The sequence below is a fragment of the [Ruminococcus] torques ATCC 27756 genome (assembly GCF_000153925.1).
Classification (GTDB): Bacteria; Bacillota; Clostridia; order Lachnospirales; family Lachnospiraceae; genus Mediterraneibacter; species Mediterraneibacter torques.
Window position 1 is genome coordinate 135,948 of record NZ_DS264344.1, and the last position, 23,771, is coordinate 159,718.

The 23,771-nt window shown below is 39.3% G+C and carries 28 protein-coding genes; all 28 read left to right on the forward strand.

Annotated elements, in window-relative coordinates; all coding sequences use genetic code 11:
- The first annotated feature begins 10 nt into the window (after positions 1 to 10).
- The 28 genes from RUMTOR_RS00785 (at position 11) to mreD (ending at position 23,758) form a co-directional block, all read left to right on the forward strand.
- Positions 11 to 1,054 (forward strand): RluA family pseudouridine synthase, encoded by a 1,044-nt coding sequence (locus RUMTOR_RS00785; RefSeq protein WP_004845090.1) that lies wholly within the window; start codon positions 11 to 13, stop codon positions 1,052 to 1,054.
- On the forward strand, positions 1,011 to 1,544 hold the full coding sequence (locus RUMTOR_RS00790; protein ID WP_004845091.1) for a Holliday junction resolvase RecU: 534 nt from the start codon (positions 1,011 to 1,013) through the stop codon (positions 1,542 to 1,544). Before RUMTOR_RS00785 ends, RUMTOR_RS00790 begins: the two co-directional genes overlap by 44 nt.
- Positions 1,545 to 1,623: 79 nt before the next feature.
- Positions 1,624 to 2,868 carry an ATP phosphoribosyltransferase regulatory subunit gene (gene hisZ, locus RUMTOR_RS00795; RefSeq protein WP_004845092.1) on the forward strand — a complete coding sequence of 415 codons (1,245 nt, stop codon included), beginning with the start codon at positions 1,624 to 1,626 and terminating at the stop codon, positions 2,866 to 2,868.
- A gap of 27 nt (positions 2,869 to 2,895) precedes the next feature.
- Entirely contained in the window at positions 2,896 to 3,558 is a 663-nt protein-coding gene (gene hisG / locus RUMTOR_RS00800) for an ATP phosphoribosyltransferase (RefSeq protein WP_004845093.1), read from the forward strand.
- Entirely contained in the window at positions 3,548 to 4,852 is a 1,305-nt protein-coding gene (gene hisD / locus RUMTOR_RS00805; RefSeq protein ID WP_004845094.1) for a histidinol dehydrogenase, read from the forward strand. The genes hisG and hisD overlap by 11 nt, the downstream gene beginning before the upstream one ends.
- A 4-nt stretch (positions 4,853 to 4,856) precedes the next feature.
- Positions 4,857 to 5,456 carry an imidazoleglycerol-phosphate dehydratase HisB gene (hisB, locus tag RUMTOR_RS00810; protein ID WP_004845095.1) on the forward strand — a complete coding sequence of 200 codons (600 nt, stop codon included), beginning with the start codon at positions 4,857 to 4,859 and terminating at the stop codon, positions 5,454 to 5,456.
- Positions 5,457 to 5,509: 53 nt separating this feature from the next.
- A complete protein-coding gene (gene hisIE / locus RUMTOR_RS00815) occupies positions 5,510 to 6,793 on the forward strand; it encodes a bifunctional phosphoribosyl-AMP cyclohydrolase/phosphoribosyl-ATP diphosphatase HisIE (protein WP_004845096.1) in 1,284 nt (427 codons plus the stop codon).
- A gap of 222 nt (positions 6,794 to 7,015) precedes the next feature.
- Entirely contained in the window at positions 7,016 to 7,327 is a 312-nt protein-coding gene (locus RUMTOR_RS00820) for a hypothetical protein (protein WP_009242664.1), read from the forward strand.
- Between the two features lie 344 nt (positions 7,328 to 7,671).
- Positions 7,672 to 9,537 carry a TIGR03960 family B12-binding radical SAM protein gene (locus RUMTOR_RS00825; RefSeq protein WP_004845100.1) on the forward strand — a complete coding sequence of 622 codons (1,866 nt, stop codon included), beginning with the start codon at positions 7,672 to 7,674 and terminating at the stop codon, positions 9,535 to 9,537.
- Positions 9,521 to 10,243, forward strand: a complete 723-nt coding sequence (locus tag RUMTOR_RS00830; RefSeq protein ID WP_004845101.1) for a TIGR03936 family radical SAM-associated protein — start codon at positions 9,521 to 9,523, stop codon at positions 10,241 to 10,243. The genes RUMTOR_RS00825 and RUMTOR_RS00830 overlap by 17 nt, the downstream gene beginning before the upstream one ends.
- A 32-nt stretch (positions 10,244 to 10,275) precedes the next feature.
- Positions 10,276 to 11,490 (forward strand): ribonuclease E/G, encoded by a 1,215-nt coding sequence (locus RUMTOR_RS00835; protein ID WP_009242663.1) that lies wholly within the window; start codon positions 10,276 to 10,278, stop codon positions 11,488 to 11,490.
- Between the two features lie 131 nt (positions 11,491 to 11,621).
- On the forward strand, positions 11,622 to 12,941 hold the full coding sequence (locus tag RUMTOR_RS00840; protein WP_009242662.1) for an aspartate kinase: 1,320 nt from the start codon (positions 11,622 to 11,624) through the stop codon (positions 12,939 to 12,941).
- Positions 12,942 to 13,081: 140 nt separating this feature from the next.
- Positions 13,082 to 13,501: a CBS domain-containing protein gene (locus tag RUMTOR_RS00845; RefSeq protein WP_004845104.1), complete on the forward strand. Its 420-nt coding sequence runs from the start codon at positions 13,082 to 13,084 to the stop codon at positions 13,499 to 13,501.
- A 108-nt stretch (positions 13,502 to 13,609) separates the two neighbouring features.
- Positions 13,610 to 13,918 (forward strand): 50S ribosomal protein L21, encoded by a 309-nt coding sequence (gene rplU / locus RUMTOR_RS00850; protein ID WP_004845105.1) that lies wholly within the window; start codon positions 13,610 to 13,612, stop codon positions 13,916 to 13,918.
- A gap of 11 nt (positions 13,919 to 13,929) precedes the next feature.
- Positions 13,930 to 14,262: a ribosomal-processing cysteine protease Prp gene (locus tag RUMTOR_RS00855; RefSeq protein ID WP_004845106.1), complete on the forward strand. Its 333-nt coding sequence runs from the start codon at positions 13,930 to 13,932 to the stop codon at positions 14,260 to 14,262.
- Between the two features lie 5 nt (positions 14,263 to 14,267).
- Positions 14,268 to 14,552: a 50S ribosomal protein L27 gene (gene rpmA, locus RUMTOR_RS00860; protein WP_004845107.1), complete on the forward strand. Its 285-nt coding sequence runs from the start codon at positions 14,268 to 14,270 to the stop codon at positions 14,550 to 14,552.
- A 181-nt stretch (positions 14,553 to 14,733) separates the two neighbouring features.
- Positions 14,734 to 16,017 carry a GTPase ObgE gene (obgE, locus tag RUMTOR_RS00865; protein WP_009320591.1) on the forward strand — a complete coding sequence of 428 codons (1,284 nt, stop codon included), beginning with the start codon at positions 14,734 to 14,736 and terminating at the stop codon, positions 16,015 to 16,017.
- 55 nt (positions 16,018 to 16,072) lie between these two features.
- The gene (gene yhbY, locus RUMTOR_RS00870; RefSeq protein WP_009242659.1) at positions 16,073 to 16,366 is read left to right on the forward strand and encodes a ribosome assembly RNA-binding protein YhbY; all 294 of its coding nucleotides are present in this window, start codon (positions 16,073 to 16,075) and stop codon (positions 16,364 to 16,366) included.
- Positions 16,363 to 16,980, forward strand: a complete 618-nt coding sequence (nadD, locus tag RUMTOR_RS00875; protein WP_004845110.1) for a nicotinate-nucleotide adenylyltransferase — start codon at positions 16,363 to 16,365, stop codon at positions 16,978 to 16,980. Before yhbY ends, nadD begins: the two co-directional genes overlap by 4 nt.
- Before the next feature lie 73 nt (positions 16,981 to 17,053).
- Complete coding sequence (yqeK, locus tag RUMTOR_RS00880; protein WP_004845111.1) at positions 17,054 to 17,626, forward strand: bis(5'-nucleosyl)-tetraphosphatase (symmetrical) YqeK; 573 nt, start codon at positions 17,054 to 17,056, stop codon at positions 17,624 to 17,626.
- Complete coding sequence (gene rsfS / locus RUMTOR_RS00885) at positions 17,623 to 17,976, forward strand: ribosome silencing factor (RefSeq protein ID WP_004845112.1); 354 nt, start codon at positions 17,623 to 17,625, stop codon at positions 17,974 to 17,976. The genes yqeK and rsfS overlap by 4 nt, the downstream gene beginning before the upstream one ends.
- Before the next feature lie 120 nt (positions 17,977 to 18,096).
- A complete protein-coding gene (locus RUMTOR_RS00890; RefSeq protein WP_009320590.1) occupies positions 18,097 to 18,420 on the forward strand; it encodes a hypothetical protein in 324 nt (107 codons plus the stop codon).
- 8 nt (positions 18,421 to 18,428) lie between these two features.
- Positions 18,429 to 18,635, forward strand: coding sequence for a helix-turn-helix transcriptional regulator (locus tag RUMTOR_RS00895; RefSeq protein WP_004845114.1), 207 nt, complete (start codon positions 18,429 to 18,431; stop codon positions 18,633 to 18,635).
- A 180-nt stretch (positions 18,636 to 18,815) separates the two neighbouring features.
- A complete protein-coding gene (locus RUMTOR_RS00900; RefSeq protein ID WP_004845115.1) occupies positions 18,816 to 20,402 on the forward strand; it encodes an NAD(P)/FAD-dependent oxidoreductase in 1,587 nt (528 codons plus the stop codon).
- Positions 20,403 to 20,503: 101 nt separating this feature from the next.
- A complete protein-coding gene (radC, locus tag RUMTOR_RS00905) occupies positions 20,504 to 21,205 on the forward strand; it encodes a RadC family protein (RefSeq protein ID WP_004845116.1) in 702 nt (233 codons plus the stop codon).
- A 78-nt stretch (positions 21,206 to 21,283) separates the two neighbouring features.
- Positions 21,284 to 22,309: a rod shape-determining protein gene (locus tag RUMTOR_RS00910; protein WP_004845117.1), complete on the forward strand. Its 1,026-nt coding sequence runs from the start codon at positions 21,284 to 21,286 to the stop codon at positions 22,307 to 22,309.
- Positions 22,309 to 23,178 carry a rod shape-determining protein MreC gene (gene mreC, locus RUMTOR_RS00915; RefSeq protein WP_004845118.1) on the forward strand — a complete coding sequence of 290 codons (870 nt, stop codon included), beginning with the start codon at positions 22,309 to 22,311 and terminating at the stop codon, positions 23,176 to 23,178. Before RUMTOR_RS00910 ends, mreC begins: the two co-directional genes overlap by 1 nt.
- Positions 23,179 to 23,224: 46 nt before the next feature.
- A complete protein-coding gene (gene mreD / locus RUMTOR_RS00920; RefSeq protein WP_004845119.1) occupies positions 23,225 to 23,758 on the forward strand; it encodes a rod shape-determining protein MreD in 534 nt (177 codons plus the stop codon).
- Positions 23,759 to 23,771: the final 13 nt, after the last annotated feature.

A 23,771-nucleotide genomic window follows, 5' to 3' on the forward strand; every position in this document is an offset into this window, starting at 1 on the left:
ATTAAGTCAAATGAAAGAGATAGAAATCAACTCAAATGAAGCGGGACAGCGATTTGATAAATTTTTAGGAAAATATCTGGATCAGGCTCCGAAAAGTTTTCTCTATAAAATGCTTCGTAAAAAGAATATTACATTAAACGGGAAAAAGGCTGCGGGAAATGAAATTTTAGCTCTCGGCGATAATGTGAAGTTGTTTTTTTCGGATGAAACAATTAAAAAATTTTCAAAAACTTCAGAAGAAGTTTTTCGGCCGGTACAGAAAAATACCGCTAAAAGCAAAGTAAAACTGAATGTATTATATGAGGATGAAAATGTGATCTTTCTGAACAAACCGGTCGGAATGCTTTCCCAGAAAGCAAATCGGGAAGATACTTCTCTTGTAGAATATTTAATAGAGTATCTTTTGGATTCAGGGCAGGTAACAAGAGAGGAACTAAAGACTTTTCATCCCGCGGTATGTAACCGGCTCGATCGAAATACGAGCGGGATCGTTGCGGGAGGAAAGACACTGAGCGCGCTTCAGATATTAAATGAGATGTTCCGAACAAGATCATTGGAAAAATATTATTTGTGCCTTGTTTCGGGAAAGATAAAGGACGGACAGAGGATTTGCGGATATTTGAAAAAAAATACAAAAACAAATAAGGTATCTGTCACAAAAGAAAAGAGGGAAACAAAAGAAGCGCTTCCGATTGAAACAGAATATACCCCTCTTTTTGTTTCTGATCATGTAACACTTTTAAAAGTACACCTAATTACGGGAAAAACACATCAGATCCGTGCACATCTGGCAGCGATCGGTCATCCGATCATAGGAGATTATAAATATGGAGATTTTAAAATAAATGAAGCCTATAAGAAAAAATATGGGTTGAAAACACAGCTTCTTCATGCTTATCAGCTTTGTTTTCCGGATGTGGAACTAGTAAAAAATCTGCCAAACAGGCAGATCATTGCGCCTGTTCCCGATTTATTTAAAAAGATCTGTATTGATAAAGGAGTGAACAATAATGGCTGCATGGAATTCAAGAGGTCTTCGGGGTTCGACCTTTGAAGAACTTATCAATCAGACAAATGAACAATATGAACAGATGAACCTTGCCTTAATACAGAAAATACCGACGCCTATTACTCCTGTAAAAATTGATCAGGGAAGCAGACATATTACGCTTGCATACTTTGATAAAGTAAGTACAGTTGATTACATAGGAGCAGTACAGGGAATTCCCGTATGTTTTGACGCAAAGGAATGTAAGACAGATACGTTTCCTCTTGCAAATGTCCATGAACATCAGATTGAGTTTATGCAAAAGTTTGAAGAACAGGGAGGAATTGCTTTTCTGTTGATTTATTATACGACAAGGGATGAGTTATACTATATGCGGTACAGGCAAATACAAAAATTTTGGGATCGTGCGAAAAACGGCGGCAGAAAAAGTATTCGATTTGATGAATTGGAGTCAAATTGGTTTATGGAACTGAAAAGAGGATATTTTGTCCCTTATCTGGATTGTATACAAAAAGACCTTGACAGAAGGGATTGACAGATTGAACGAAACTTCGTATAATATCCGAAAGAGTTTAACGAATTAGCATAGTAAAGTGAAGGGGGTTTTATTTGCGATGGAACAAAAATTACATACGCCTGAAGGAGTAAGGGATATTTACAGCAGGGAATGTGAAATAAAACTCACACTACAGAAAAAATTAAATCAAGTTCTCCATTTATATGGATATCGCGATATTCAGACTCCGACGTTTGAATATTACGATGTATTTAGAGAAGAGATCGGTTCTACTTCTACACAGGAGTTATACAAATTTTTCGATCGTGAAGGAAATATATTGGCTCTTCGTCCGGACATTACTCCATCGGTTGCAAGGGCGGCGGCTACACTTTTTGATACTGAAGATTTTCCGCTTCGTTTTTGTTATGTCGGAAACACTTTTATCAATCATACAAGCTATCGCGGCAAGTTAAAGGAAAATACACAATTCGGCGCGGAACTAATCGGGCTTGATTCTGTTGAGGCAGATGCGGAGATGATAGCAATGGTTGCAGACGCATTGAAAAAGACGGGACTGGAAGAATTTCAGATTAGTATCGGTCATGTCGATTTTCTCCAAAGTATTTTATCTGCAGCGGAGTTAGACGAGGAAACTGTGGAACGTATACGGGAATTGATCGGAAATCGCAACTTTTTCGGAGCAGAAGAGCTTCTTGAAGAAAAGGATGTAAAAAAAGAAATCAAAGAGGCGTTTGCGATCCTCCCGGAATTAATGGGAACAGAGGATGTTCTGGACAAGGCGCAGCAATTTGCAATCAGCGACAAAGCAAAAGCCGCCATTGAACGACTTCGTCAGATCAATCATCTTCTTTGCCTGTATAATGCTTCGGATCATGTAACTTTTGATCTGAGTATGAGCGGAGGTTATGGTTATTACACCGGAATCGTATTTCGGGCATATACATACGGAACAGGTGATGCGGTTGTAAGAGGCGGAAGATACGATCATCTTCTTGAAAAATTCGGAAAAGAGACTCCGTCTATTGGATTTGCGATCATTGTAGATGAATTGATGAACGCTCTTTCAAGACAGAAAATTTCGGTAGACACGATAAGGCGGAACATCATTGTATATAACGAAGAGACTGAAAGCAATGCGATCATCCTTGCCGGTAATTTTCGGGAAAAGGGACGCTGTATCGAATTGATCAGGCAAAAAGAAGGACAGGATAAATCGCTGTATGAATCATATGCAAAAAGAAAAAATGCTGCGGCTTTAATCTATCTTTGCGACGATAAAAAGTTGGAAATGACCAATTTGATTACAGGAGAAAAGAAAACGGCAAACATTGCAGAATAATTGCCGTCAGTATAAAAGGAGCAGAATATGAGATATTTGACATTTGCCCTTACAAAAGGAAGGCTCGCAGGAAAAACGATGAAAATGCTTGAGAGTCTTGGTATTACTTGTGAGGAGATGAAAGAAAAAGATTCACGAAAACTGATTTTTACAAATGAAGAATTAAAACTGAAATTCTTTCTTGCAAAAGGCCCGGACGTACCGACATATGTAGAATACGGAGCGGCTGATATAGGAGTTGTCGGAAGGGATACGATTATTGAAGAAGGACGAAAAGTCCACGAAGTCTTAGATCTCGGTTTCGGAAAATGCAAAATGTGCGTCTGCGGACGTCAGGAGACAAAAGAACTTCTGAATCGTCATGAATTAATCCGGGTTGCGACAAAATACCCTAAAATTGCAAAGGATTATTTTTATAATAAGAAGCATCAGACAGTCGAACTGATCAAAATGAATGGTTCTATCGAACTTGCTCCGATTGTTGGTTTGTCAGAGGTGATTGTTGATATTGTAGAAACAGGAACGACTTTGAACGAGAACGGTCTGGTTGTTCTGGAAGAAGTATGTCCGCTTTCAGCAAGAATGATCGTTAATCCGGTGAGCATGCGTATGGAGAACGATCGGATAAAGAAAATAGTCACAGATTTAAGAGAACTTTTACGAGAGGAGCAATGCGGCCATGCGAATTGAAAAACTGAATCAAACTACGAAAAAAAATCTTTTGGAAGATTTACTCAAAAGAAGTCCGAATAGCTATGAGATGTATGAAGAACAGGTAAAAGCAATCTTAGATAATGTGAAAAAAAGAGGAGATGAAGCCCTTTTTGAATATACAGAAAAATTCGACGGCTTCTGTCTTGATCAGCAGTCTGTTCTTGTAAAAGAAGAAGAAATTGAAGAAGCTTATACTCAAGTCGACAGAGGATTGATTGAGATAATCAGAAAGGCTTTGAAAAATATTGAGACGTATCATGAAAAACAGAGACAGTACAGTTGGTTTGACAGTAAACCTGACGGAACGATCCTTGGTCAGAAAGTGACGGCTCTCGATCGGGTAGGCGTATATGTGCCGGGAGGGAAAGCTGCATACCCTTCTTCGGTTCTTATGAATATCGTTCCGGCAAAAACAGCGGGAGTAAGAGAAATCATAATGGTTACTCCGCCCGGAAAAGACGGAAAAGTAACTCCCACCACACTTGTTGCGGCAAAAGAAGCCGGAGCGGATAAAATCTATAAAGTCGGAGGCGCGCAGGCGATTGCCGCTCTTGCTTACGGAACGGAAAGCATATCGAAAGTAGATAAGATCGTCGGCCCGGGGAATATTTATGTCGCACTGGCAAAAAAGGCGGTATATGGTCATGTTAGTATTGACTCTATCGCAGGTCCGAGTGAAATACTCGTGCTTGCAGATGAAACGGCGAACCCGCGTTATGTTGCCGCAGATCTTTTGTCTCAGGCGGAACATGATGAAATGGCAAGCGCGATTTTAGTGACAGTAAGTATGGAATTGGCAGAGAAAGTTTCCGAGCAGACAGAACTTTTTATCAGTCAATTATCACGGGGAGAGATTATCAGAAAATCTCTCGATAATTACGGACATATTCTTGTGGCGGATACAATGGATGAGGCGATTGACGCCGCAAATGAAATTGCATCAGAGCACCTTGAAATCATGACTGCATCCCCATTTGAAGTGATGACAAAGATCCGAAATGCAGGCGCTATATTTATCGGGGAAAATTCAAGCGAACCGCTTGGCGATTATTTTGCGGGACCGAATCACGTTCTTCCGACAAACGGAACTGCAAAATTTTTCTCTCCTCTTTCTGTAGATGATTTTATTAAAAAATCAAGTATTATTTCCTACTCAAGGGAAGCACTTGAAAAAATTCATTCGGATATCGAACGGTTTGCCGAAGCTGAACATTTGACAGCTCATGCAAATTCGATAAAGGTTCGTTTTGAATCAGAACGAGGAGAGTAATATTATGAGTGAAAAAAACAAACGTATAGCGGTTTGCACGCGAAAAACAAAAGAGACAGATATCACCTTGTCTGTTAATTTAGACGGTCAGGGGAAAAATAAAATAGATACGGGGATTGCTTTTTTTGATCACATGCTTGACGGATTTGCCAGACATGGACTGTTTGATCTTGAGGTAAAAGTAGACGGAGATCTTGAAGTGGACAGTCATCATACAATAGAAGATGTGGGAATTGTCCTTGGAACAGCAATTAAAAAAGCGCTCGGAGATAAGGCCGGAATTAAAAGATATGGTTATTTTATTCTTCCGATGGATGAAGTGCTTGCTCTTTGTGCAGCAGATCTTTCGGGACGTCCTTATTTTAAGTTTGACGCCGGATTTACAACAGACAAATTAGGGACAATGGATACAGAAATGGTGAAAGAATTTTTCTATGCCGTTTCTTATAGTGCACAGATGAATCTGCATTTGAAAATTTTAGACGGAGGAAATAACCATCATATGGCAGAAGCGCTTTTTAAAGCGTTTGGAAAAGCGCTTGATATGGCAGTGTCTCCGGAGCCTAGAATGACAGAAATATGGTCTACAAAAGGGGCTTTATAACAAACGGCTGACTCAATGCCGTTTCGTACAAATAAAAAATTAGGAGAATAATCATGAGTTATAAAAGACTGACTCCCTGCATTTTTATTGCGGGAGGTAAGGCGGTAAGATGGTTTGACGACCGCACTGTATTGACAGAGGATGTAATTGCGCTTGCTAAGCAATATAATGCAAACGGAGCAGATGAACTGCTTGTATTTGATCTTTCAGATTCTGATGAAGATCATGAAGAATCCATCGATCTGATCAAAAAAATAAACCGGATCATCAGTATTCCGATGGTTGCGGGAGGAAATATACGAAGAGCAGAGGATGTTAAAAAACTTCTTTATGCGGGTGTAAAACGTGCGATGTTGAATTTTTCAAAAAAAGTTTCCATCGATTTAATTAAAGAAGTTTCCTTACGTTTCGGAAAAGAAAAAATAGCAGTATCTTTAAATGATTTTGACACGCTTTTTAAACAACAGCATTTAATAGAACAATATAGTTCTGAGATCGTGTTCATGCACCGTCTTGATCTGAATTCTGTTGTAAATGTAACGGAAATCCCGTGCGTTGTTGTAACAGATACAATGGATGAAAGCGAAATATTGCGGATTTTAAAAAGCAACGGTGTAAAGGGCGTATCCGGAATGTTTATCAGCAGTGTCGATATGGATTTTAACGACTTTAAAGAAGTGTGTATGCGAGCCGGAATTAAAATGACTTCGTTTGAAAGCATGATGGATTTTTCCGAGTTTAAGTTAAATTCTGACGGTCTGATCCCGGTAATCGTACAGGATTACAAGACAAACGAAGTTCTGATGATGGCATATATGAATGAAGAGGCGTTTGATCATACAGTAAAAACAGGTCGTATGACATATTACAGTCGAAGCAGGAATGCACAGTGGGTAAAGGGTGAGACGTCCGGACATTTTCAATATGTGAAGTCATTATCTGTCGATTGTGATAAAGATACTTTACTTGCAAAAGTCGATCAAGTCGGCGCTGCCTGCCATACAGGCAACAGATCCTGCTTTTATACAACGATCGTCGGCACTGATTATGATGCAAAAAATCCTCTTCAAGTATTTGAATCCGTATATAATACGATTGTTGACAGAAAGCAGAATCCAAAAGAGGGTTCCTATACAAATTATCTGTTTGAAAAAGGAATTGATAAAATTTTAAAGAAGGTAGGAGAAGAAGCTACAGAAATCGTTATTGCAGCAAAAAACCCGAATCCCGAAGAAATTAAATATGAAATTTCGGACTTCCTTTATCATGCGATGGTACTCATGGTAGAACGGGGAGTTACGTGGGAAGATATTACAAGTGAACTGGCAGACAGATAAGGCGATTACGTCTTTAGAAACCGGTATAGAAAAGAATCTAAAAGCATAAGATGTTGTAAAAACAATGTCTTATGCTTTTTTGTATGGCGAAAAACCTTGCGTTTCCCGAAATTTTAACAATCGCTTTCAATTCTGGAATGTATCTTTAGGTTTCGGCGGTTTATCTGCTTTGGAATGCAATACAAAAAATCAAAAGAAGAGAGACAGAGGGGAAAAAACAGTATGAATGATGCTCAGTTAAGAAGAAGAGAACTTCTTCGACAAACGAAACAGCTCTATGGTGAACGTGAAACTGTTCCTCCGATTCATCCTCGTTATGGCAATTTATGTAAAGAACAAGACGAAGGCGGTGAAGAAGCAGGCGGAAGCTTTTATATGCGGCTTGTAATCTGTATTCTCTGTTTCATCTTCTTTGTATATATGGATCAAAATCATGCGGAAGTAGCTAATGTAAACAGTACAAAAATCATAAATGAAATTGAACGGGATGTGGAGCTGGAAGCCGTGAAGGAAGTATGGGAAAATTTTGAATGATAACTATTTATTCAGCTGATTTACCTGAAAATTTATATTAAAACGAAAAGAGTTGTATACAATGCTGACTGCGAAATCATATCTTTTACTTTGGAGTTTTTGTCTAAGAACACCAGCACCGATTGATTCCGATTGACGAAAGATATTTGCTTGAAGTTCTTCCCTAAAATGTATATAATGATGTAGATTGGATGATTCAATCACATAGAAGATGTTTCTGTAATGTTGTATCGTCTTGTATAAATACGAAAAACAACATAAAAAATATCGATTTTTCCCTTTGAAAAGTCCAAAATAGGTTCGTAAGAATTTATAAAATATATACAAAAACAGGAAGGAAATATATGAGAAAGCTTGCTTTAGATGATGAAATATTACTAAGTATCGAAAAACCTGCCCGGTATATCGGGAATGAAGTAAACTCGATAATGAAAAATAAAAATGAGGTGGATATCCGTTTCGCCATGTGTTTTCCGGATGTTTACGAGATCGGCATGTCGCATCTCGGCATTCAGATTTTGTATGATATGTTTAACAGAAGAGACGATGTTTGGTGTGAACGCGTCTATTCTCCGTGGACAGATCTTGATACAATTATGCGTAAAGAGGGAATTCCGCTTTTTGCATTAGAGTCACAAGATCCGATCAGAGAATTTGACTTTTTAGGAATTACGATCCAATTTGAAATGTGCTATACAAATATTTTGCAGATTTTAGAGTTGAGCCAAATTCCTCTGCATTCATGTGACCGCGCGGAAAATGATCCGATTGTGATCGGTGGAGGTCCATGTGTCTATAACCCGGAACCTCTTGCGGAATTTTTCGATTTGTTTTATATCGGAGAAGGCGAAACTGTTTATGATGAACTTTTAGATACATATAAAAAATGTCGGGCAGAGGGAAGTACGAGAACAGAGTTTCTTGAACAGGCGGCCCGCATCGAAGGAATCTATGTGCCGTCATTTTATGATGCCGAATACAACGAGGATGGTACACTTCGATCATTTATACCGAATAATATATGTGCCCCTGCAAGTGTGAAAAAGCAGGTTGTTATGGATGTAACAGATACGGTATATCCGATGAAGCCGGTCGTTCCGTTTATAAAAGCAACTCAAGATCGCGTTGTACTTGAGATTCAAAGGGGATGCACCCGGGGATGCCGTTTTTGCCAGGCGGGAATGATTTATCGTCCCACAAGAGGGCGTAATGTAAAACGTCTGAAAGAGTATGCCAAAACGATGTTGACAAATACAGGACATGAAGAAATCTCACTTAGTTCCTTGAGTTCAAGTGATTATTCTGATTTGAAAGAACTTGTAATGTTTTTGATTGATGAATTCAAAGAAAAAGCAATCAATATTTCATTACCGTCTTTGAGAATCGACGCCTTTTCTTTAGATGTAATGAGTAAGGTTCAGGATATCAGAAAAAGCAGCCTTACATTTGCGCCCGAAGCCGGATCACAGAGAATGAGAAATGTAATCAATAAAGGACTTACCGAAGAAGATATTATGGGTGGCGCAAGTCAGGCTTTTGAAGGAGGATGGACAAAAGTAAAACTGTATTTCATGCTCGGACTTCCTACGGAAACCGAAGAAGATATGAAGGAGATCGCCCATTTATGTGAAAAGGTTGCCCGCAAATATTATGAAATCCCGAAAGATCAAAGAAACGGAAAATGTCAGATTACTGCAAGTTCCTCATTTTTTGTTCCGAAACCGTTTACTCCGTTTCAGTGGGCGCCAATGTGTACCGCTGAAGAATATACGAGACGTGCTCACCTTGTCAATGATGAATTTAAAGCGCAGTTAAATCGGAAAAGCTTAAAATATAATTGGCATGATGCAAATGTAACTGTTTTGGAAGGTATTATGGCAAGAGGTGACAGAAGAATCGGAAAAGTGATTGAAGAAGCTTACAGACTCGGATGCTTATTTGACTCATGGACCGAAAGTTTTCGAGATGATTTATGGGAGAAAGCTTTTTTGAACACGGGAATCGAAAAAGAGTTTTATACGCTTCGTACAAGAGATAAAAACGAACTTTTCCCATGGGATTTTATCGATACCGGGGTCAGTCGAAAATTTCTCAGAAAGGAATGGGAACGGGCAATGAATGCTGAGGTGACACCGAATTGTCGGGAACACTGTTCAGGATGCGGCGCATCAAAATTCGGAGGAGGTGTCTGTTATGAAGGCAAGAATTAAATTCAGAAAATACGGAGCGCTTCGTTTTATCGGACATCTTGATGTAATGCGCTTCTTCCAAAAAGTAATGCGCAGGGCTGAAATACCGATCGCCTTTACAGGAGGGTACAGTCCGCATATGATCATGTCGTTTGCGAGTCCTCTTGGAATCGGTCTCACAAGTGACGGGGAATATTTTGATATTGAACTGACTGAAGCGATCGACAGTAAAACGGCTGTAAAACGTATGAATGAAGTCAGTATAGAAGGAATTGAAATAATTAGTTTCAGAAAAATTCCGGATGATAAAAAACAGACGGGAATGACGATCCTTGCAGGGGCAGATTATCTCGTCTCTGTCAGAAAAGGAGCACTGCCTTCTGACTGGAAAGAACAGTTTTCCAAGTTTATGTCTCAACCGGAAATTCAAGTTATCAAACAGACGAAAAGAAGCGAGAGAATGGTTGACATACGTGCCCTTATCGATTCATGGGAGATTCGTGATGAACAGATCTATCTTCTTCTTGCAGCGGGAAGTTCGGAAAATTTAAAACCGGATCTTGTGATGGAAACATTTTTAAAATATGCAAATATTTCAGATGATGTACGATTTTTTTATCATCGCCTTGAGATGTATGCAGATGAAAGCGGCAACGGAGAAAGGAAGCTCATTCCTCTTGAAAATCTCGGAGAAGAAATCTGTATGAATTCAAAGACAGACCTGTAGTAAATCTGTAATGACATGGGAAGGATTTTGGTTTGAAACGAAAAATACTAATAGAAAAAAGCAAAAATAAAATACGGACATACCTTATTGAAGATGATGATATTGTTGAAATACATACCAGTATCAATGAAGAGCAAGTACCTCCGGGGAAACTAGGGGATATTTACATCGGGAAAGTGCAGAATATTGTCCAAAATATCGGTGCGGCATTTATAGAAATTACAAAAGGAGTAAACTGTTATTTTGATTTGAAAGATGCAGAAAACGCATATTTTACCCATAAATCCGGGAAAAAACCACTTTGTATCGGCGATGAACTTGTCGTACAGATCAGCCGGGAAGCGGTAAAAACGAAAGCGCCTACTGTAACTTCTCATTTAAGCTTCACGGGAAGATATGCCGTCTTAACTCATGGAAACACCCGGATCGGCGTATCTTCAAAAATTCCACGGGCGCTTCGGGATGAATTCAAAGACCGCCTGTCACGTATGAAAAATGAACAGTTCGGCATCATTATACGGACAAATGCAAAAGGCGTACCGTTTCAGGAGGTCGAAGACGAAATTGAACGTCTGAAAGAAGAATATAAAAAGTTGTTAAATACAGCATTGTCAAGAGTTGCTTTTTCACGTTTGAAATCGGCTCCTCCGACGTATATATCAGACTTAAAAAACGTATACATGGAAGGAATGGAAGAAATCGTCATAGAAGGAAAAGACTTGTATACGGAAATACAAGAATACTTTCTTACAGAATTTCCTGAAAAAGTAAAACTTCTCAGACTTTATGAGAATCCTGATTTTCCACTTTGCAAATTGTATTCTACAGAAACCGCATTGGAAAAGGCGTTGAAAGAGTTTGTATGGTTGAAAAACGGCGGATATCTTATTATCCAGCCAACGGAAGCTTTGACAGTCATTGACGTAAATTCCGGGAAGATGGCAGTAAAATCGAAAAACAGCGCCGGAGCGATGAAAGTAAACATGGAGGCTGCTCAAGAAGCGGCGAAGCAGATTCGTCTGCGTAATCTGTCAGGAATCATTATTGTAGATTTTGTAAATCTTGAATCAAAAGAAGATACCGGGATATTATTAAAAGAATTCCGAAACTTTTTGTCGAAAGATCCGATTCCGACTACTTTGGTTGACATGACGATGCTCGGACTTGTAGAAATCACAAGAAAAAAAGTAAGAAAACCGCTTTATGAACAGGAAAATTATTTACAAGCAGAGATCGAGGCGTTATAATATTTTACCGAAAGCGCGCTGAAAATTGCGCTTACAAAAATTTTTCTCATTATTCATGAGAAGAGAAATGGATCGATAAATAAAAGCAGCGAAAAAGCGCTGCGTGAGTTCTACATTTGGAGGAAAGAAGATTGAAAAAAGTAGTAAAATTCGGGGGAAGTTCTCTGGCAAATGCAGATCAGTTCAAAAAGGTCGGAGCGATCATTACAGCAGATGATACAAGACGGTATGTTGTTCCGTCTGCGCCGGGAAAACGATTTCCAAAAGATACAAAAGTAACAGATATGCTCTATGCCTGTTATGAAAGTGCAGCCAACGGAGAAGATTTTTCAGAACAGCTTGATAATATTCACGCAAGATATCAGGAGATTATTGATGGATTGAATCTCGATTTTTCTCTTGATCTTGATTTTGTACAAATTAAAGAAAATTTCAGTAACAAGGCGGGAGCTGACTATGCCGCTTCCAGAGGAGAATGTTTAAACGGAAAGATCATGGCTGCTTACCTCGGCTTTGAGTTTGTGGATGCTGCCGAAGTTGTCCGTTTTAATGATGACGGTTCTTTCAATGATGAAGTTACGAATACTCTTTTATCCGAGCGGCTTCAGGATTGTAAAACAGCTGTAATTCCGGGATTTTACGGAGCAAAAAAAGATGGAACGATCGTAACTTTTTCAAGAGGCGGATCAGATATTACGGGATCTCTTGTAGCTTTGGCAGTACAGGCGGATCTGTATGAAAACTGGACGGATGTTTCCGGATTTTTGATCGCGGATCCCCGCATTGTAAAAAATCCGAAATCAATCGAAACAATTACTTATAAAGAACTTCGTGAACTTTCATATATGGGAGCGAGCGTGCTCCACGAGGATGCGATCTTTCCTGTAAGAAAAGCGGGGATTCCGATCAATATCCGGAACACAAATGCACCGCAGGATAAAGGAACATTAATTGTTGAAGGAACATGTCGTCAGCCGAAATATACGATTACCGGAATTGCAGGAACAGATGGATTTGTAGCAATCACAGTCGAAAAAGCAATGATGAATTCGGAAGTCGGATTTTGTCGGAAAGTTCTGCAGGTATTTGAAGATAACGGAGTTTCTATCGAACATATGCCATCGGGTATTGATACAATGTCGATTTTCGTAAACAAAGATGTCTTTGAGGAAAAAGAACAGAAAATCTTAGCGGATATCCATAAAGCGGTAAATCCGGATCATATCGAACTGGAGTCTAATCTTGCGCTTATTGCCGTAGTAGGACGCGGTATGAAATCAACAAGAGGAACTGCCGGCCGCATTTTCTCCGCACTTGCCCACGCACATATCAATGTCAAAATGATCGATCAGGGATCAAGTGAATTGAATATCATTATCGGAGTCAGACATGATGATTTTAAAAATGCGATCCGTGCGTTATATGAAATTTTTGTCCTTACCCAGATATAAAAATCTATATCCGTTTGTTTTTATTGGATTACCATTATAGGAAGAATATATCAAGAAAAATTTGTTAAAAAACCGCATAAGATCTATACTCAATAAACGCATCATTTTGATGCGTTTATGTGTGGAAAGGGAAATATACAATGAATATCTTATTCTTTTTAAAACCAAAAAGCGAAGTGGCTTATGTTCACGACTATGGCACTTTAAGACAGGTTCTTGAGACAATGGAGTATCATAAATATGCATCTATCCCAATGCTGAATAAATCGGGCGAATATGTCGGAACAATTACGGAAGGAGATCTTCTTTGGGGAATCAAAAGATATACGAATCTGAATTTGAAAGAGGCGGAAAATATATTTATACAAGATTTTCCACGAAAAGTAGATTATGTAGCCGTATCAATTAATTCAGATATGGAAGATCTTCTGCAAAAAGCAATGAATCAGAATTTTGTTCCTGTCGTAGACGACCAGAAGAAATTTATCGGAATTGTTACAAGAAAGAGTATTATGGAATATTGTTACGAAAAATTAAAAAATTTACCGGAAGACTATTGACTTGTTCCAGAATGATATGTTATATTCTAACAGTATGCCGCACAATGAGGTTCAAGTTCTGTAAAACAGACACCGTAATTGGCGAGTAATGATAATAGGAGGTGCTATATGTACGCGATTATAGCAACAGGTGGTAAACAGTACAAAGTAGCTGAAGGCGATATCATTAAAGTAGAAAAACTTGGTGTTGAGGCCGGAGAAACTTATACATTCGACCAGGTGCTCGCAGTAAACAGCGATAAGCTTGTCGTAGGTAATCCTACAGTAGAAGGAGCTACAGTTACAGCATCCGTAATCGGTGACGGAAAAGCGAAAAAAGTTGTTGTTTACAAGTATAAGAGAAAAACAGGATACCACAAGAAAAACGGACATAGACAGCAGTATACAGCTGTTAAGATCGACAAGATCAACGCATAATAACTTTTGTTATGATTGAGGTAACCGTTTATAAGACCATGCGGCATGAATATGCAGGGTTTGATATGTCCGGACATGCTGGATATGACGATATCGGAAAAGATATCGTATGCGCAGCGGTTTCGGTACTTGTCATTAATACACTGAATTCAATCGAGCGTTTTACGGATGATAAGACAAGTTGTGTTTCTGATGAAAACAGCGGAACTGTTGAATTTCGTTTCAAAGATCATCCATCGCATGACGCCGCACTATTGCTGGATTCCATGATTCTTGGTCTGGAAGATATAGAAGACAGTGAAGAGTATGAATCATACATTGACATTATTTTCAAGGAGGTGTAAGTACCATGATGAAAATGAATCTTCAGTTTTTTGCTCATAAAAAAGGAGTAGGTTCTACAAAGAACGGACGTGATTCCGAGTCTAAGAGACTGGGCGCCAAAAGAGCAGACGGACAGTTTGTAAAAGCTGGAAACATCCTTTACAGACAGCGTGGAACTAAGATCCATCCGGGTCTGAACGTAGGACGCGGAGGAGATGACACTTTGTTCGCTCTCGTAGACGGTGTAGTAAGATATGAAAGAAAAGGAAGAGATAAGAAACAGGTTTCTATCTATCCGGTAGCTGAATAATCGGACTTGACGAAAAGTCTTGCCGGAACTTTTCACTCGTATAACAGGCAGTATAAGCCCCAGACTTTTTGTCTGGGGCTTTTGTTTCTATACATGAGATAAACTTTTAATGAAGTTTTTCGGTAACAATTATCATTTGATTCTTCCTGATATACAAAGCAGGAAAGATAAAGGAGAAATTATGTTTGCAGACAGAGCGAAAATATATATCCGTTCCGGCAAGGGCGGAGACGGACATTGCAGTTTCAGAAGAGAACTCTATGTACCGAACGGCGGACCCGACGGCGGAGACGGAGGACGCGGAGGAGATTTAATCTTTGCAATCGATGAAGGATTAAATACGCTTGTAGATTACCGCCATAAACGAAAATATGCGGCAGGAGACGGAGAACCGGGCGGAAAACGGCGATGCCACGGAAAAGACGGGAAAGATCTTATCCTTTATGTTCCGGAGGGAACAGTGATCAAAGAAGCTGTGACAGGGAAAGTTATTGCCGATATGTCCGGCGATAACCGCAGACAGATTGTATTAAAAGGCGGAAAAGGAGGACTTGGAAACCAACATTTCGCCACATCGACAATGCAGGTTCCGAAATATGCACAGCCGGGACAACCTGCAAGGGAATTGGAAGTAAAACTTGAATTGAAAGTAATCGCAGATGTGGGACTGATCGGATTCCCGAATGTAGGAAAGTCTACTTTACTTTCCCGTGTGACAAACGCGGAACCCAAAATTGCCAATTACCATTTTACAACATTAAGTCCGAATCTGGGTGTAGTAGATCTTGAAGGTGCAAAAGGTTTTGTGATGGCAGACATTCCGGGACTGATCGAAGGAGCGTCTGAAGGCGTCGGATTAGGTCATGAGTTTTTACGTCACATCGAAAGAACAAAATTGATGATCCATGTTGTTGATGCCGCAGGCACAGAAGGCAGAGATCCGATTGATGACATTTATAAGATTAATGCGGAATTGGAAGCGTATAATCCCGAAATCGCAAAACGTCCTCAAGTGATCGCCGCAAATAAGACTGATCTTATTTTTGAGGCTGATGAAGATCCTACAGAACGTTTGAAAAAGGAATTTGAGCCGAAGGGCATCAAAGTTTTTCCTATTTCGGGAGTTACGGGAAAAGGTATCTCCGAACTGCTTTATTATGTCAGCGCTCAGTTAGAAACGATGGATCGCAAGACTGTTGTTTTTGAGCAGGAATATTTCCCTGAAGACGAACTTATCTACGAGGAACTTCCGTATACTGTAGAACTGGAAGACGGTATGTATATAGTCGAAGGTCCCAAAATCGAAAAAATGCTTGGATATACAAATCTTGATTCTGAAAAAGGATTTGCTTTCTTCCAGAAGTTTTTGAAAGAAACGGGAATCCTTGATGAGTTAGAAGCAAAAGGAATACAAGAAGGTGATACGGTGAAAATGTATGGTCTTCAATTTGATTATTACAAATGATTTTTTTAAACAAGAGTGTTCACGAAAAAATATTCTTAAAAGGAAGGAGATAAATATGACTACAAAACAAAGAGCTTATCTGAAAAGTCTCGCGATGAAAATCGAACCTATTTTTCAGATTGGAAAATCAAGTATGAGTCCGGGACTGACAGAGGCTGTTTCAGAAGCTTTAGAAGCGCGTGAACTCATTAAGATCAGCGTGCTTAATAACTGCGGGGATGATCCGAGAGAATTGGCTGAGATCATCGCAGGAAGAACACGTTCTCAAGTTGTACAGGTGATCGGTAAAAAAATCGTTTTATACCGTGAAGGAAAAGATGATAAGAAAAAGATCATCCTGCCATTATGAGAATAGGAGTCATGGGCGGAACATTTGATCCGATTCATATCGGACACTTGCTTCTCGCAGAGTTTGCTTATGAAGATTTTAAGTTAGATGAAATCTGGTTTCTTCCGAATGGAAATCCGCCCCACAAGAAAACGGACGAAAGTAAAAAAGCTCTTGCACATCGAATTAAAATGATCGAACTTGCGATCAGTGATATGCCTCATTTTAAAATAGATCTTTCCGAAGCCGAAACAGATGTACATTCGTATACTTACAGTACTATGCAGAAATTTAATCGCATGTATCCCGAATGTGAATTCTATTTTATTTTGGGCGCAGATTCACTCTTTGCAATCGAAGAGTGGAGATATTTTAAGGAGATTTTTCCGACATGTACAATTCTTGCCGCTATGAGAGATGATAAGGATGTTCGTACAATGCAGGAACAGATCTCTTATCTCAAAGAGCGCTATGGCGCAAAAATCGAATTGCTCAGAGCGCCTCTTTTGGAAATCTCATCAACGACTATAAGAAAGCGAGCGGCAATGAGACGCGGCATACGTTATATCGTTCCCGATTCTGTTTCAAATTATATAAAAGAACATGAACTTTATCAAACAAACGAATTCTTATAACGGATATATCTGTATCCCTCCTCAATCGAATACAGATAAGCAGTACGCATAATAAGAAGGGGTAGGAATAAAAATGAAAGAAGAACTGCTTCATATAAAAAAGGAATTATCAAAAAAGTTAAAAAAAGAACGTTTCGAGCATACAGTCGGCGTTATGTATACATCTGCTTCGTTAGCTATGCGTTACGGGGCAAACATCGAAAAGGCAATGACTGCCGGACTGCTTCATGATTGCGGAAAATATTGTTCCGCAAAAGAGCAGTTAAAATTGTGTGAAAAATATAAAATAACGCTGACTGATTTAGAACACTCCATGCCTGCGCTGATCCATGCAAAACTGGGCGCTTATCTGGCTGAAAATGAATATGGCATTAAAGATAGGGAAGTGCTCGATGCTATCACTTATCATACGACCGGAAGACCGGAAATGACAATGTTGGAAAAAATTCTTTATATTGCAGATTATATTGAACCCAATCGGAGGGAAATTCCGGGACTTTCTAAAATTCGACAAATAGTATTTCAAAATATCGATCAGGCAATCTGTTTGTCTTCCGAACGAACTATACGTTATCTGGAAGATAACGGGAATAAAATTGATCCTATGACAATAAAAACTTATGAGTTTTACGGAGGAAAGTTATGACTCAGTCAAAAAAAATGGTACGTATCGCCTATGATGCATTGAATGAAAAAAAAGGTGAAGATATTAAAATCATAGATATTGCAGAAGTATCTACTCTTGGCGATTACTTTGTAATTGCTAACGGAAACAGCTCAAGTCAGGTGACAGCTCTTGTCGACAACGTGGAAGAAGAAATGCATAAAGCAGGATTCTCTCTTCGTCAGAGAGAAGGGCGCGCATCGGGAAGTTGGATACTGCTTGATTTCGGAGATGTGATCATTCACGTGTTTGATAAAGAAAGCAGAGATTTTTATAACATTGAACGTGCATGGAAAGACGGAAAAGAAATCACGGTAAAAGATCTCGATTAATTCAGCAGATTTCTGAAAATCTTAAAATGAAATCCTAAATACGCAGATTTTCTTGACAAGTAAACTTGGTATGATATAATTAAATCAACAAGTAAACTTGGCAAGATGGGAGGTATTATTATGGATAAAGAATCTGTTTTACAAAAAAGAAATCGTGCAGAGCACAGTTCGCTTCTCATCGTTTCAGCCGGGTTTTTGCTTTTGTGCACTTGTGAAGTGTTCGGAATTATTACCGGCAAACTCTGGATCGGACAAAGGGAAATTGTTTTTGGCGGAACACTCTTTTTCATCATGTTTTTAAGTCAGTTTGCTTTGAATTTAAAGTATTATTTGATTGATAAAAAGAAATGGCGGATTGCCGAGGGGATTTTACTGATCTTTTGTATCGGACTTACGATTTTCAGAATTTTGAATCCCGGACACTATCTTATGGAATTTCTTTAAGGTGAATTATGGAAAATGAATTAGTTTTAAAAAATAACTTAAAAGAGGCGCGTGCCAAGAAACAGATTTCACAAAGAGAGCTTGCAGAAATGGTAGGAGTATCCCGCAATACGATCAGCTCGATTGAAACAGGACAGTTTAATCCGACTGCAAAACTGGCGCTGATTATATGTATTGCATTGGATAAAAAATTTGAAGAATTATTTTATTTCTGATTGTTTTCAGATAAGAGTCGATTTCTTTTGGAAACCGGCTCTTTTTGTAACGGTGATAAACAGAAGTCCGGGTGACGGATCCGCAACTTCGATGACCGCTTACAATCCCGGAATGCGCCTTTGAACACTTCCGGTGACGTATTGATACAATTAATCATATAGCAATAATGGAGGTAAAAGATGCTAAGAATCAGTCAGCTAAAGCTCCCTGTGGAGCATACAGAAGCACAATTAAAAAAGAAACTTCTGAAAACAGCTCATATAAAAGAGCAGGATCTGAAGCAGTTTTTTATTAGAAAACGATCTGTTGACGGCCGGAAAAAACCGGAACTTTACTACGTATACACAGTTGATCTTATCGTTGCAAATGAAGAGCATGTAAAAAAAATTTCCAAAGGGAAATTACAAACTGTTCAGGAAAAAAACTATCATATTCCCGAACACGGCGCCAAAAAGCTCCGGAAAAGACCTGTTGTTATAGGAAGTGGACCGGCGGGCCTGTTTTGCGCGTATTTACTTGCCTTTGAAGGATACGAACCTCTTGTGATCGAGCGGGGCGCGCCTGTGAGAGAACGCCAAAAGGTTGTAGAACAATTTTGGAAAGACGGCATATTAAATACTGCCTCAAACGTACAGTTTGGAGAGGGTGGTGCAGGCACTTTTTCAGACGGGAAATTAAATACTCTTGTCAAAGATAAATTCGGACGAAATCGTTTCGTACTAGAAACATTTGTAAAATTCGGAGCCCCGGAAGAAATTTTATGGGAAAGCAAGCCTCATATAGGAACAGATATTTTAATCGAAGTGGTAGAAAGAATGCGAGAAGAAATTATCCGACTCGGTGGGGAATTCCTTTTTCATTCGCAGGTAACAGATATCCTTCCTAAAGAAAACTGTCTGATCGTAAACGGATGCCATCGGATAGAAACCGACGCTGCTGTCTTTGCCGTCGGACACAGTGCAAGAGATACATTTCAAATGCTTTTTGACCGGAATGTTGCAATGAAATCTAAATCATTTGCCATAGGTGTCCGCGCGGAACACAGACAGGATATGATAGATGAGGCGATGTATGGCAGAAAAGAAAGAGGCCCGCTTGGTGCCGCAGCATATAAACTGACAGCACAGCTTGAAAACGGAAGAGGAGTATACACGTTTTGTATGTGTCCCGGCGGATATGTTGTCAATGCGTCGTCCGAGCAAGGACGTCTAGCCGTTAACGGCATGAGTTATCATGACAGAGCCGGAGAAAATGCAAACAGCGCTGTGATCGTTACCGTAACAAAAGACGATTATGGATCTGATCATCCTCTTGCCGGGATGGAATTTCAAAGACGGCTCGAAAAAAAGGCATGGGAAGAAGGCGGCGGCAATGTTCCGATACAACGATTTGCCGATTTCTGCACAGGGACAATATCAGTAAAGACAGGAAATGTTACTCCGAACATAAAAGGGAAATATGTATTTGGCAATGTGCGCAATATATTTCCTCCGGAACTTGCAGAATCGATTGAATCGGGGATTCGTGCGATGGGGAAAAAGATCAAAGACTTCGATCATGATGACGTCATACTTTCCGGTGTAGAAAGCAGAACATCTTCACCTGTAAAAATATTCAGAAAAGAAGACTTTACTTCTTCTTTTCCCTGGATTTACCCGTGCGGTGAAGGAGCCGGATATGCAGGCGGCATTACTTCTGCGGCTATGGACGGCATGAAAGTTGCGGAAGCGATTATAAAAACCTTCTCTGCTCCCGATAGTGTCTGAATCTTCACAGAATTTTAAGGAACAATCTCTATACACATTTTTTAAATTGTGCTAAAATATATCGTTGTATTGTATCATCGCACTGATTATAAAGTGAGAAAATGGAAAAAATCAATACGATCAAAGAAATGTACAAAGAAGATCGTCCCTATGAAAAATGTGAAAAATTCGGAGCAGAGAATCTGACAGACACAGAACTTCTCGCAATTTTGATACGCACAGGGACAAAAGGGGAAAATTCATTAGAACTTTCACGAAAGCTTCTCTACAAAAACGGCTTTCATAATGGACTGGCAGGGATACACAAATGGTCTCTCGACGAATTGATACAGATTAAGGGGATCGGGAAAGTAAAAGCAATCCAGCTTGTATGTCTGTCAGAACTTTCAAAACGGCTGGCACGTACAAGCACAGTCGGAAAACTTGATTTTTCATCCCCGCGCACGATCGCCGATTATTACATGGAAGATATGCGTCACAGGACGAGAGAAATATTAAAATTAATCTTTTTAAATACACGCTGCAGATTAATAGGGGAGTGTAATGTTTCGGAAGGAACGATAGACAGTGCACTTGTATCTCCGAGGGAATTGTTTATCGAAGCATTCAAAAGAAACGCCTACGGAATCATACTGCTTCATAATCATCCCGGCGGAGATCCCACTCCGAGCAGAGAAGATGTAATGATAACAAGAAGAATTTATGAAGCCGGGGAACTGCTTGGCATCCGCCTTTTCGATCATATCGTTATCGGTGATAACTGTTTTGTAAGTATGAAAGAAAAAGGGTTTTTCGGAAAATAGCATACTGCGCAATATAAGATTGAAGTATACAGTTTTTATTAAGGGAGAGTATTTTATTTAAAGTAAGGGTTGGTTAATATGTTTGGAAATATATACGGACTTGATCTCGGCACATATGAGATCAAAGTATTTGATAAAAAGCAGGATAAGATTTGTCGGGAGAGAGACGTTATTGCAATTAAAAATAAAAAAAATATTTTTGCGATCGGTGACAAAGCATATGAAATGTACGAGAAGGCTCCTGATGATATCGAAGTTGTCTTTCCGATGAAAAGCGGTGTGATCGCCCGTTTTGATAATATGCAGACATTGCTCGGTACTTTGTTAAGAACAAAAAAACGTTCAGTCTGGGGATCGGAATACGTTGTTGCCGTTCCTACAGATGTTACGGAAGTTGAAAAAAAAGCTTTTTGCGACTTGGTTCTGCATTCAGAGGCAAAAGCAAAATCAGTCCGTATTGTCGAAAGAGGACTGGCTGATGCAGTCGGTTTAGGCATTGATATTTTTAGAGAAAAGGGAATTTTTATTGCAAACTTCGGTGGCGGTATTACAGAATTATCAGTTCTTTCATCCGGCGGACTTGTCTTAAACCGTCTTTTAAAAATAGGCGGTGATGATTTCGATTCTGCGATCACAGGACTTGTACGTCATAATAAAGAATTTCTCATAGGAAAGACAACTGCTGAAATGCTTCGTAAAAAATTCGGGGTTTTTGAGCAAAGCACAAACAGTACGATTACCGTGTCAGGAAGAGATCTTGTGACCGGTGTTCCTTCGCAGACCGATGTATCTATAGGAATTGTCCGCGCTGCAATAAAAGACCCCCTTGATGAATGCGTCCGTGCGATTAAACTAATGTTAGATAGAACGCCTCCGGATGTAAGAAGGGCAATCGAAGAAAAAGGAATTTATCTTACCGGAGGACTGACAAATTTAAAAGGACTTCCTACATACATAAGAGAACGTGTCGGTCTTCCTGTTACAACTGTTGACGAACCCGAATTATGTGCTGTGAAAGGACTTCAAAAGATCATTTTGGACAAGGAGTATTATAAAAAGCTCACTTATTCGATGTTAGACGAAGATTATAGGTGGTTAAGGTAATGAAAAAGAAAAATCAAATGTCTCATACAAACAGATATATCCTGCTTGGGCTTTCCATATTTTGTGTGCTTATGATGGTGCTTTCCTCTTTCTCTGACAAAGTCGGCGGTCCGTTTAAGACGGTTGCAAATGTTACGGTAATCCCACTCCAACAAGGGATGAATCAGATCGGTGGCTGGATGGGAGATATGAAAGACAATTTCTCAACGATGAAACAACTAAAATCAGAAAATAAAAAACTGAGGGAACAAGTTGATGCTTTGACAACAGAAAATAACTATTTACAGGAAGAGCGTTATGAATTTGAACGTCTTCAGGAATTATATAAACTGGATCAGAATTATGCCGAATATGAGAAAACAGCCGCCCATGTGATCGGGAAAGACGCCGGAAACTGGTTCGGTACATTTACAATAGACAAAGGAAGTAAAGACGGTATTGAAGTCAACATGAATGTCCTTGCAGGAAGCGGACTTGTCGGGATCGTAACAGATGTAGGTCCTACCTGGGCAAAAGTACGCTCGATCATCGACGATTCTTCCAATATAAGCGCAATGGCGATTTCTACTTCGGATACATGTATCGTAAGCGGAGATATGGCGCTTATGGGAACAGGTCAGATCGCTTTTTCCCAGATGGAAAACAATGACAATGTAGTCGCTGTAGGCGATCAGATTGTGACGTCTTATATCAGCGATAAGTATCTTCAAGGTATTTTGATCGGTTCGGTCAGTGAAGTAAATGTAGACTCAAATAATCTGACGCGTTCGGGATACATTACACCGGCAGTCGATTTTAAAAATATTCAGGAAGTGCTTGTTATTACGACAACAAAAGCAGAACTTACAGGTGAAAACAAGACAGAATGAGTTTCTTTACAGACGGACATATAAAGAAAGGAATGAAGATTAAAATATGAAAAGAATGAAGGTCAAACGCATTTTTATAACGGCGCTTGTCATTCTCGTGGCATATGTACTTCAGTGTACGGTATTTCCGGTACTTGATATTGCCGGAATCAAGCCGAATCTTCTATTAATCGTCACTGCGTCATTTGGATTTATGAGAGGTTCAAAATCCGGAATGCTCGTCGGATTTTTATCGGGACTTTTGATTGATATACAATTTGGAAAGATGATCGGATTTTACGCTTTGATCTATCTTGTAGTTGGTTTCCTAAATGGCTTGTTTGAGCAGATGTTCTATGACGAAGATATTAAACTTCCCCTGTTTCTTATAGCGGTCAGTGACTTCCTTTATGGAATCACTATATATTTCTTCACATTTCTGCTAAACAGCGATTTTCGTTTTACCTACTATTTAAACCGGATCATCGTTCCTGAGATGATTTACACGATTGTAATAACGCTTGGAGTTTATCCGCTTCTTTTGTTTATCAATCATAAACTTGAAGCCGAAGAAAAAAGGAGTGCAAGTAAATTTGTTTAGAAGAATTATAGAT

Excerpts from the sequence above, each read along its gene's own strand:
- RUMTOR_RS00785 (WP_004845090.1), top strand. The coding sequence starts at position 11 with ATGAAAGAGATAGAAATCAACTCAAATGAAGCGGGACAGCGATTTGAT.
- RUMTOR_RS00790 (WP_004845091.1), top strand. The coding sequence starts at position 1,011 with ATGGCTGCATGGAATTCAAGAGGTCTTCGGGGTTCGACCTTTGAAGAA.
- hisZ (WP_004845092.1), top strand. The coding sequence starts at position 1,624 with ATGGAACAAAAATTACATACGCCTGAAGGAGTAAGGGATATTTACAGC.
- hisG (WP_004845093.1), top strand. The coding sequence starts at position 2,896 with ATGAGATATTTGACATTTGCCCTTACAAAAGGAAGGCTCGCAGGAAAA.
- hisD (WP_004845094.1), top strand. The coding sequence starts at position 3,548 with ATGCGAATTGAAAAACTGAATCAAACTACGAAAAAAAATCTTTTGGAA.
- hisB (WP_004845095.1), top strand. The coding sequence starts at position 4,857 with ATGAGTGAAAAAAACAAACGTATAGCGGTTTGCACGCGAAAAACAAAA.
- hisIE (WP_004845096.1), top strand. The coding sequence starts at position 5,510 with ATGAGTTATAAAAGACTGACTCCCTGCATTTTTATTGCGGGAGGTAAG.
- RUMTOR_RS00820 (WP_009242664.1), top strand. The coding sequence starts at position 7,016 with ATGAATGATGCTCAGTTAAGAAGAAGAGAACTTCTTCGACAAACGAAA.
- RUMTOR_RS00825 (WP_004845100.1), top strand. The coding sequence starts at position 7,672 with ATGAGAAAGCTTGCTTTAGATGATGAAATATTACTAAGTATCGAAAAA.
- RUMTOR_RS00830 (WP_004845101.1), top strand. The coding sequence starts at position 9,521 with ATGAAGGCAAGAATTAAATTCAGAAAATACGGAGCGCTTCGTTTTATC.
- RUMTOR_RS00845 (WP_004845104.1), top strand. The coding sequence starts at position 13,082 with ATGAATATCTTATTCTTTTTAAAACCAAAAAGCGAAGTGGCTTATGTT.
- rplU (WP_004845105.1), top strand. The coding sequence starts at position 13,610 with ATGTACGCGATTATAGCAACAGGTGGTAAACAGTACAAAGTAGCTGAA.
- RUMTOR_RS00855 (WP_004845106.1), top strand. The coding sequence starts at position 13,930 with ATGATTGAGGTAACCGTTTATAAGACCATGCGGCATGAATATGCAGGG.
- rpmA (WP_004845107.1), top strand. The coding sequence starts at position 14,268 with ATGATGAAAATGAATCTTCAGTTTTTTGCTCATAAAAAAGGAGTAGGT.
- obgE (WP_009320591.1), top strand. The coding sequence starts at position 14,734 with ATGTTTGCAGACAGAGCGAAAATATATATCCGTTCCGGCAAGGGCGGA.
- yhbY (WP_009242659.1), top strand. The coding sequence starts at position 16,073 with ATGACTACAAAACAAAGAGCTTATCTGAAAAGTCTCGCGATGAAAATC.
- nadD (WP_004845110.1), top strand. The coding sequence starts at position 16,363 with ATGAGAATAGGAGTCATGGGCGGAACATTTGATCCGATTCATATCGGA.
- yqeK (WP_004845111.1), top strand. The coding sequence starts at position 17,054 with ATGAAAGAAGAACTGCTTCATATAAAAAAGGAATTATCAAAAAAGTTA.
- rsfS (WP_004845112.1), top strand. The coding sequence starts at position 17,623 with ATGACTCAGTCAAAAAAAATGGTACGTATCGCCTATGATGCATTGAAT.
- RUMTOR_RS00890 (WP_009320590.1), top strand. The coding sequence starts at position 18,097 with ATGGATAAAGAATCTGTTTTACAAAAAAGAAATCGTGCAGAGCACAGT.
- RUMTOR_RS00895 (WP_004845114.1), top strand. The coding sequence starts at position 18,429 with ATGGAAAATGAATTAGTTTTAAAAAATAACTTAAAAGAGGCGCGTGCC.
- RUMTOR_RS00900 (WP_004845115.1), top strand. The coding sequence starts at position 18,816 with ATGCTAAGAATCAGTCAGCTAAAGCTCCCTGTGGAGCATACAGAAGCA.
- radC (WP_004845116.1), top strand. The coding sequence starts at position 20,504 with ATGGAAAAAATCAATACGATCAAAGAAATGTACAAAGAAGATCGTCCC.
- RUMTOR_RS00910 (WP_004845117.1), top strand. The coding sequence starts at position 21,284 with ATGTTTGGAAATATATACGGACTTGATCTCGGCACATATGAGATCAAA.
- mreC (WP_004845118.1), top strand. The coding sequence starts at position 22,309 with ATGAAAAAGAAAAATCAAATGTCTCATACAAACAGATATATCCTGCTT.
- mreD (WP_004845119.1), top strand. The coding sequence starts at position 23,225 with ATGAAAAGAATGAAGGTCAAACGCATTTTTATAACGGCGCTTGTCATT.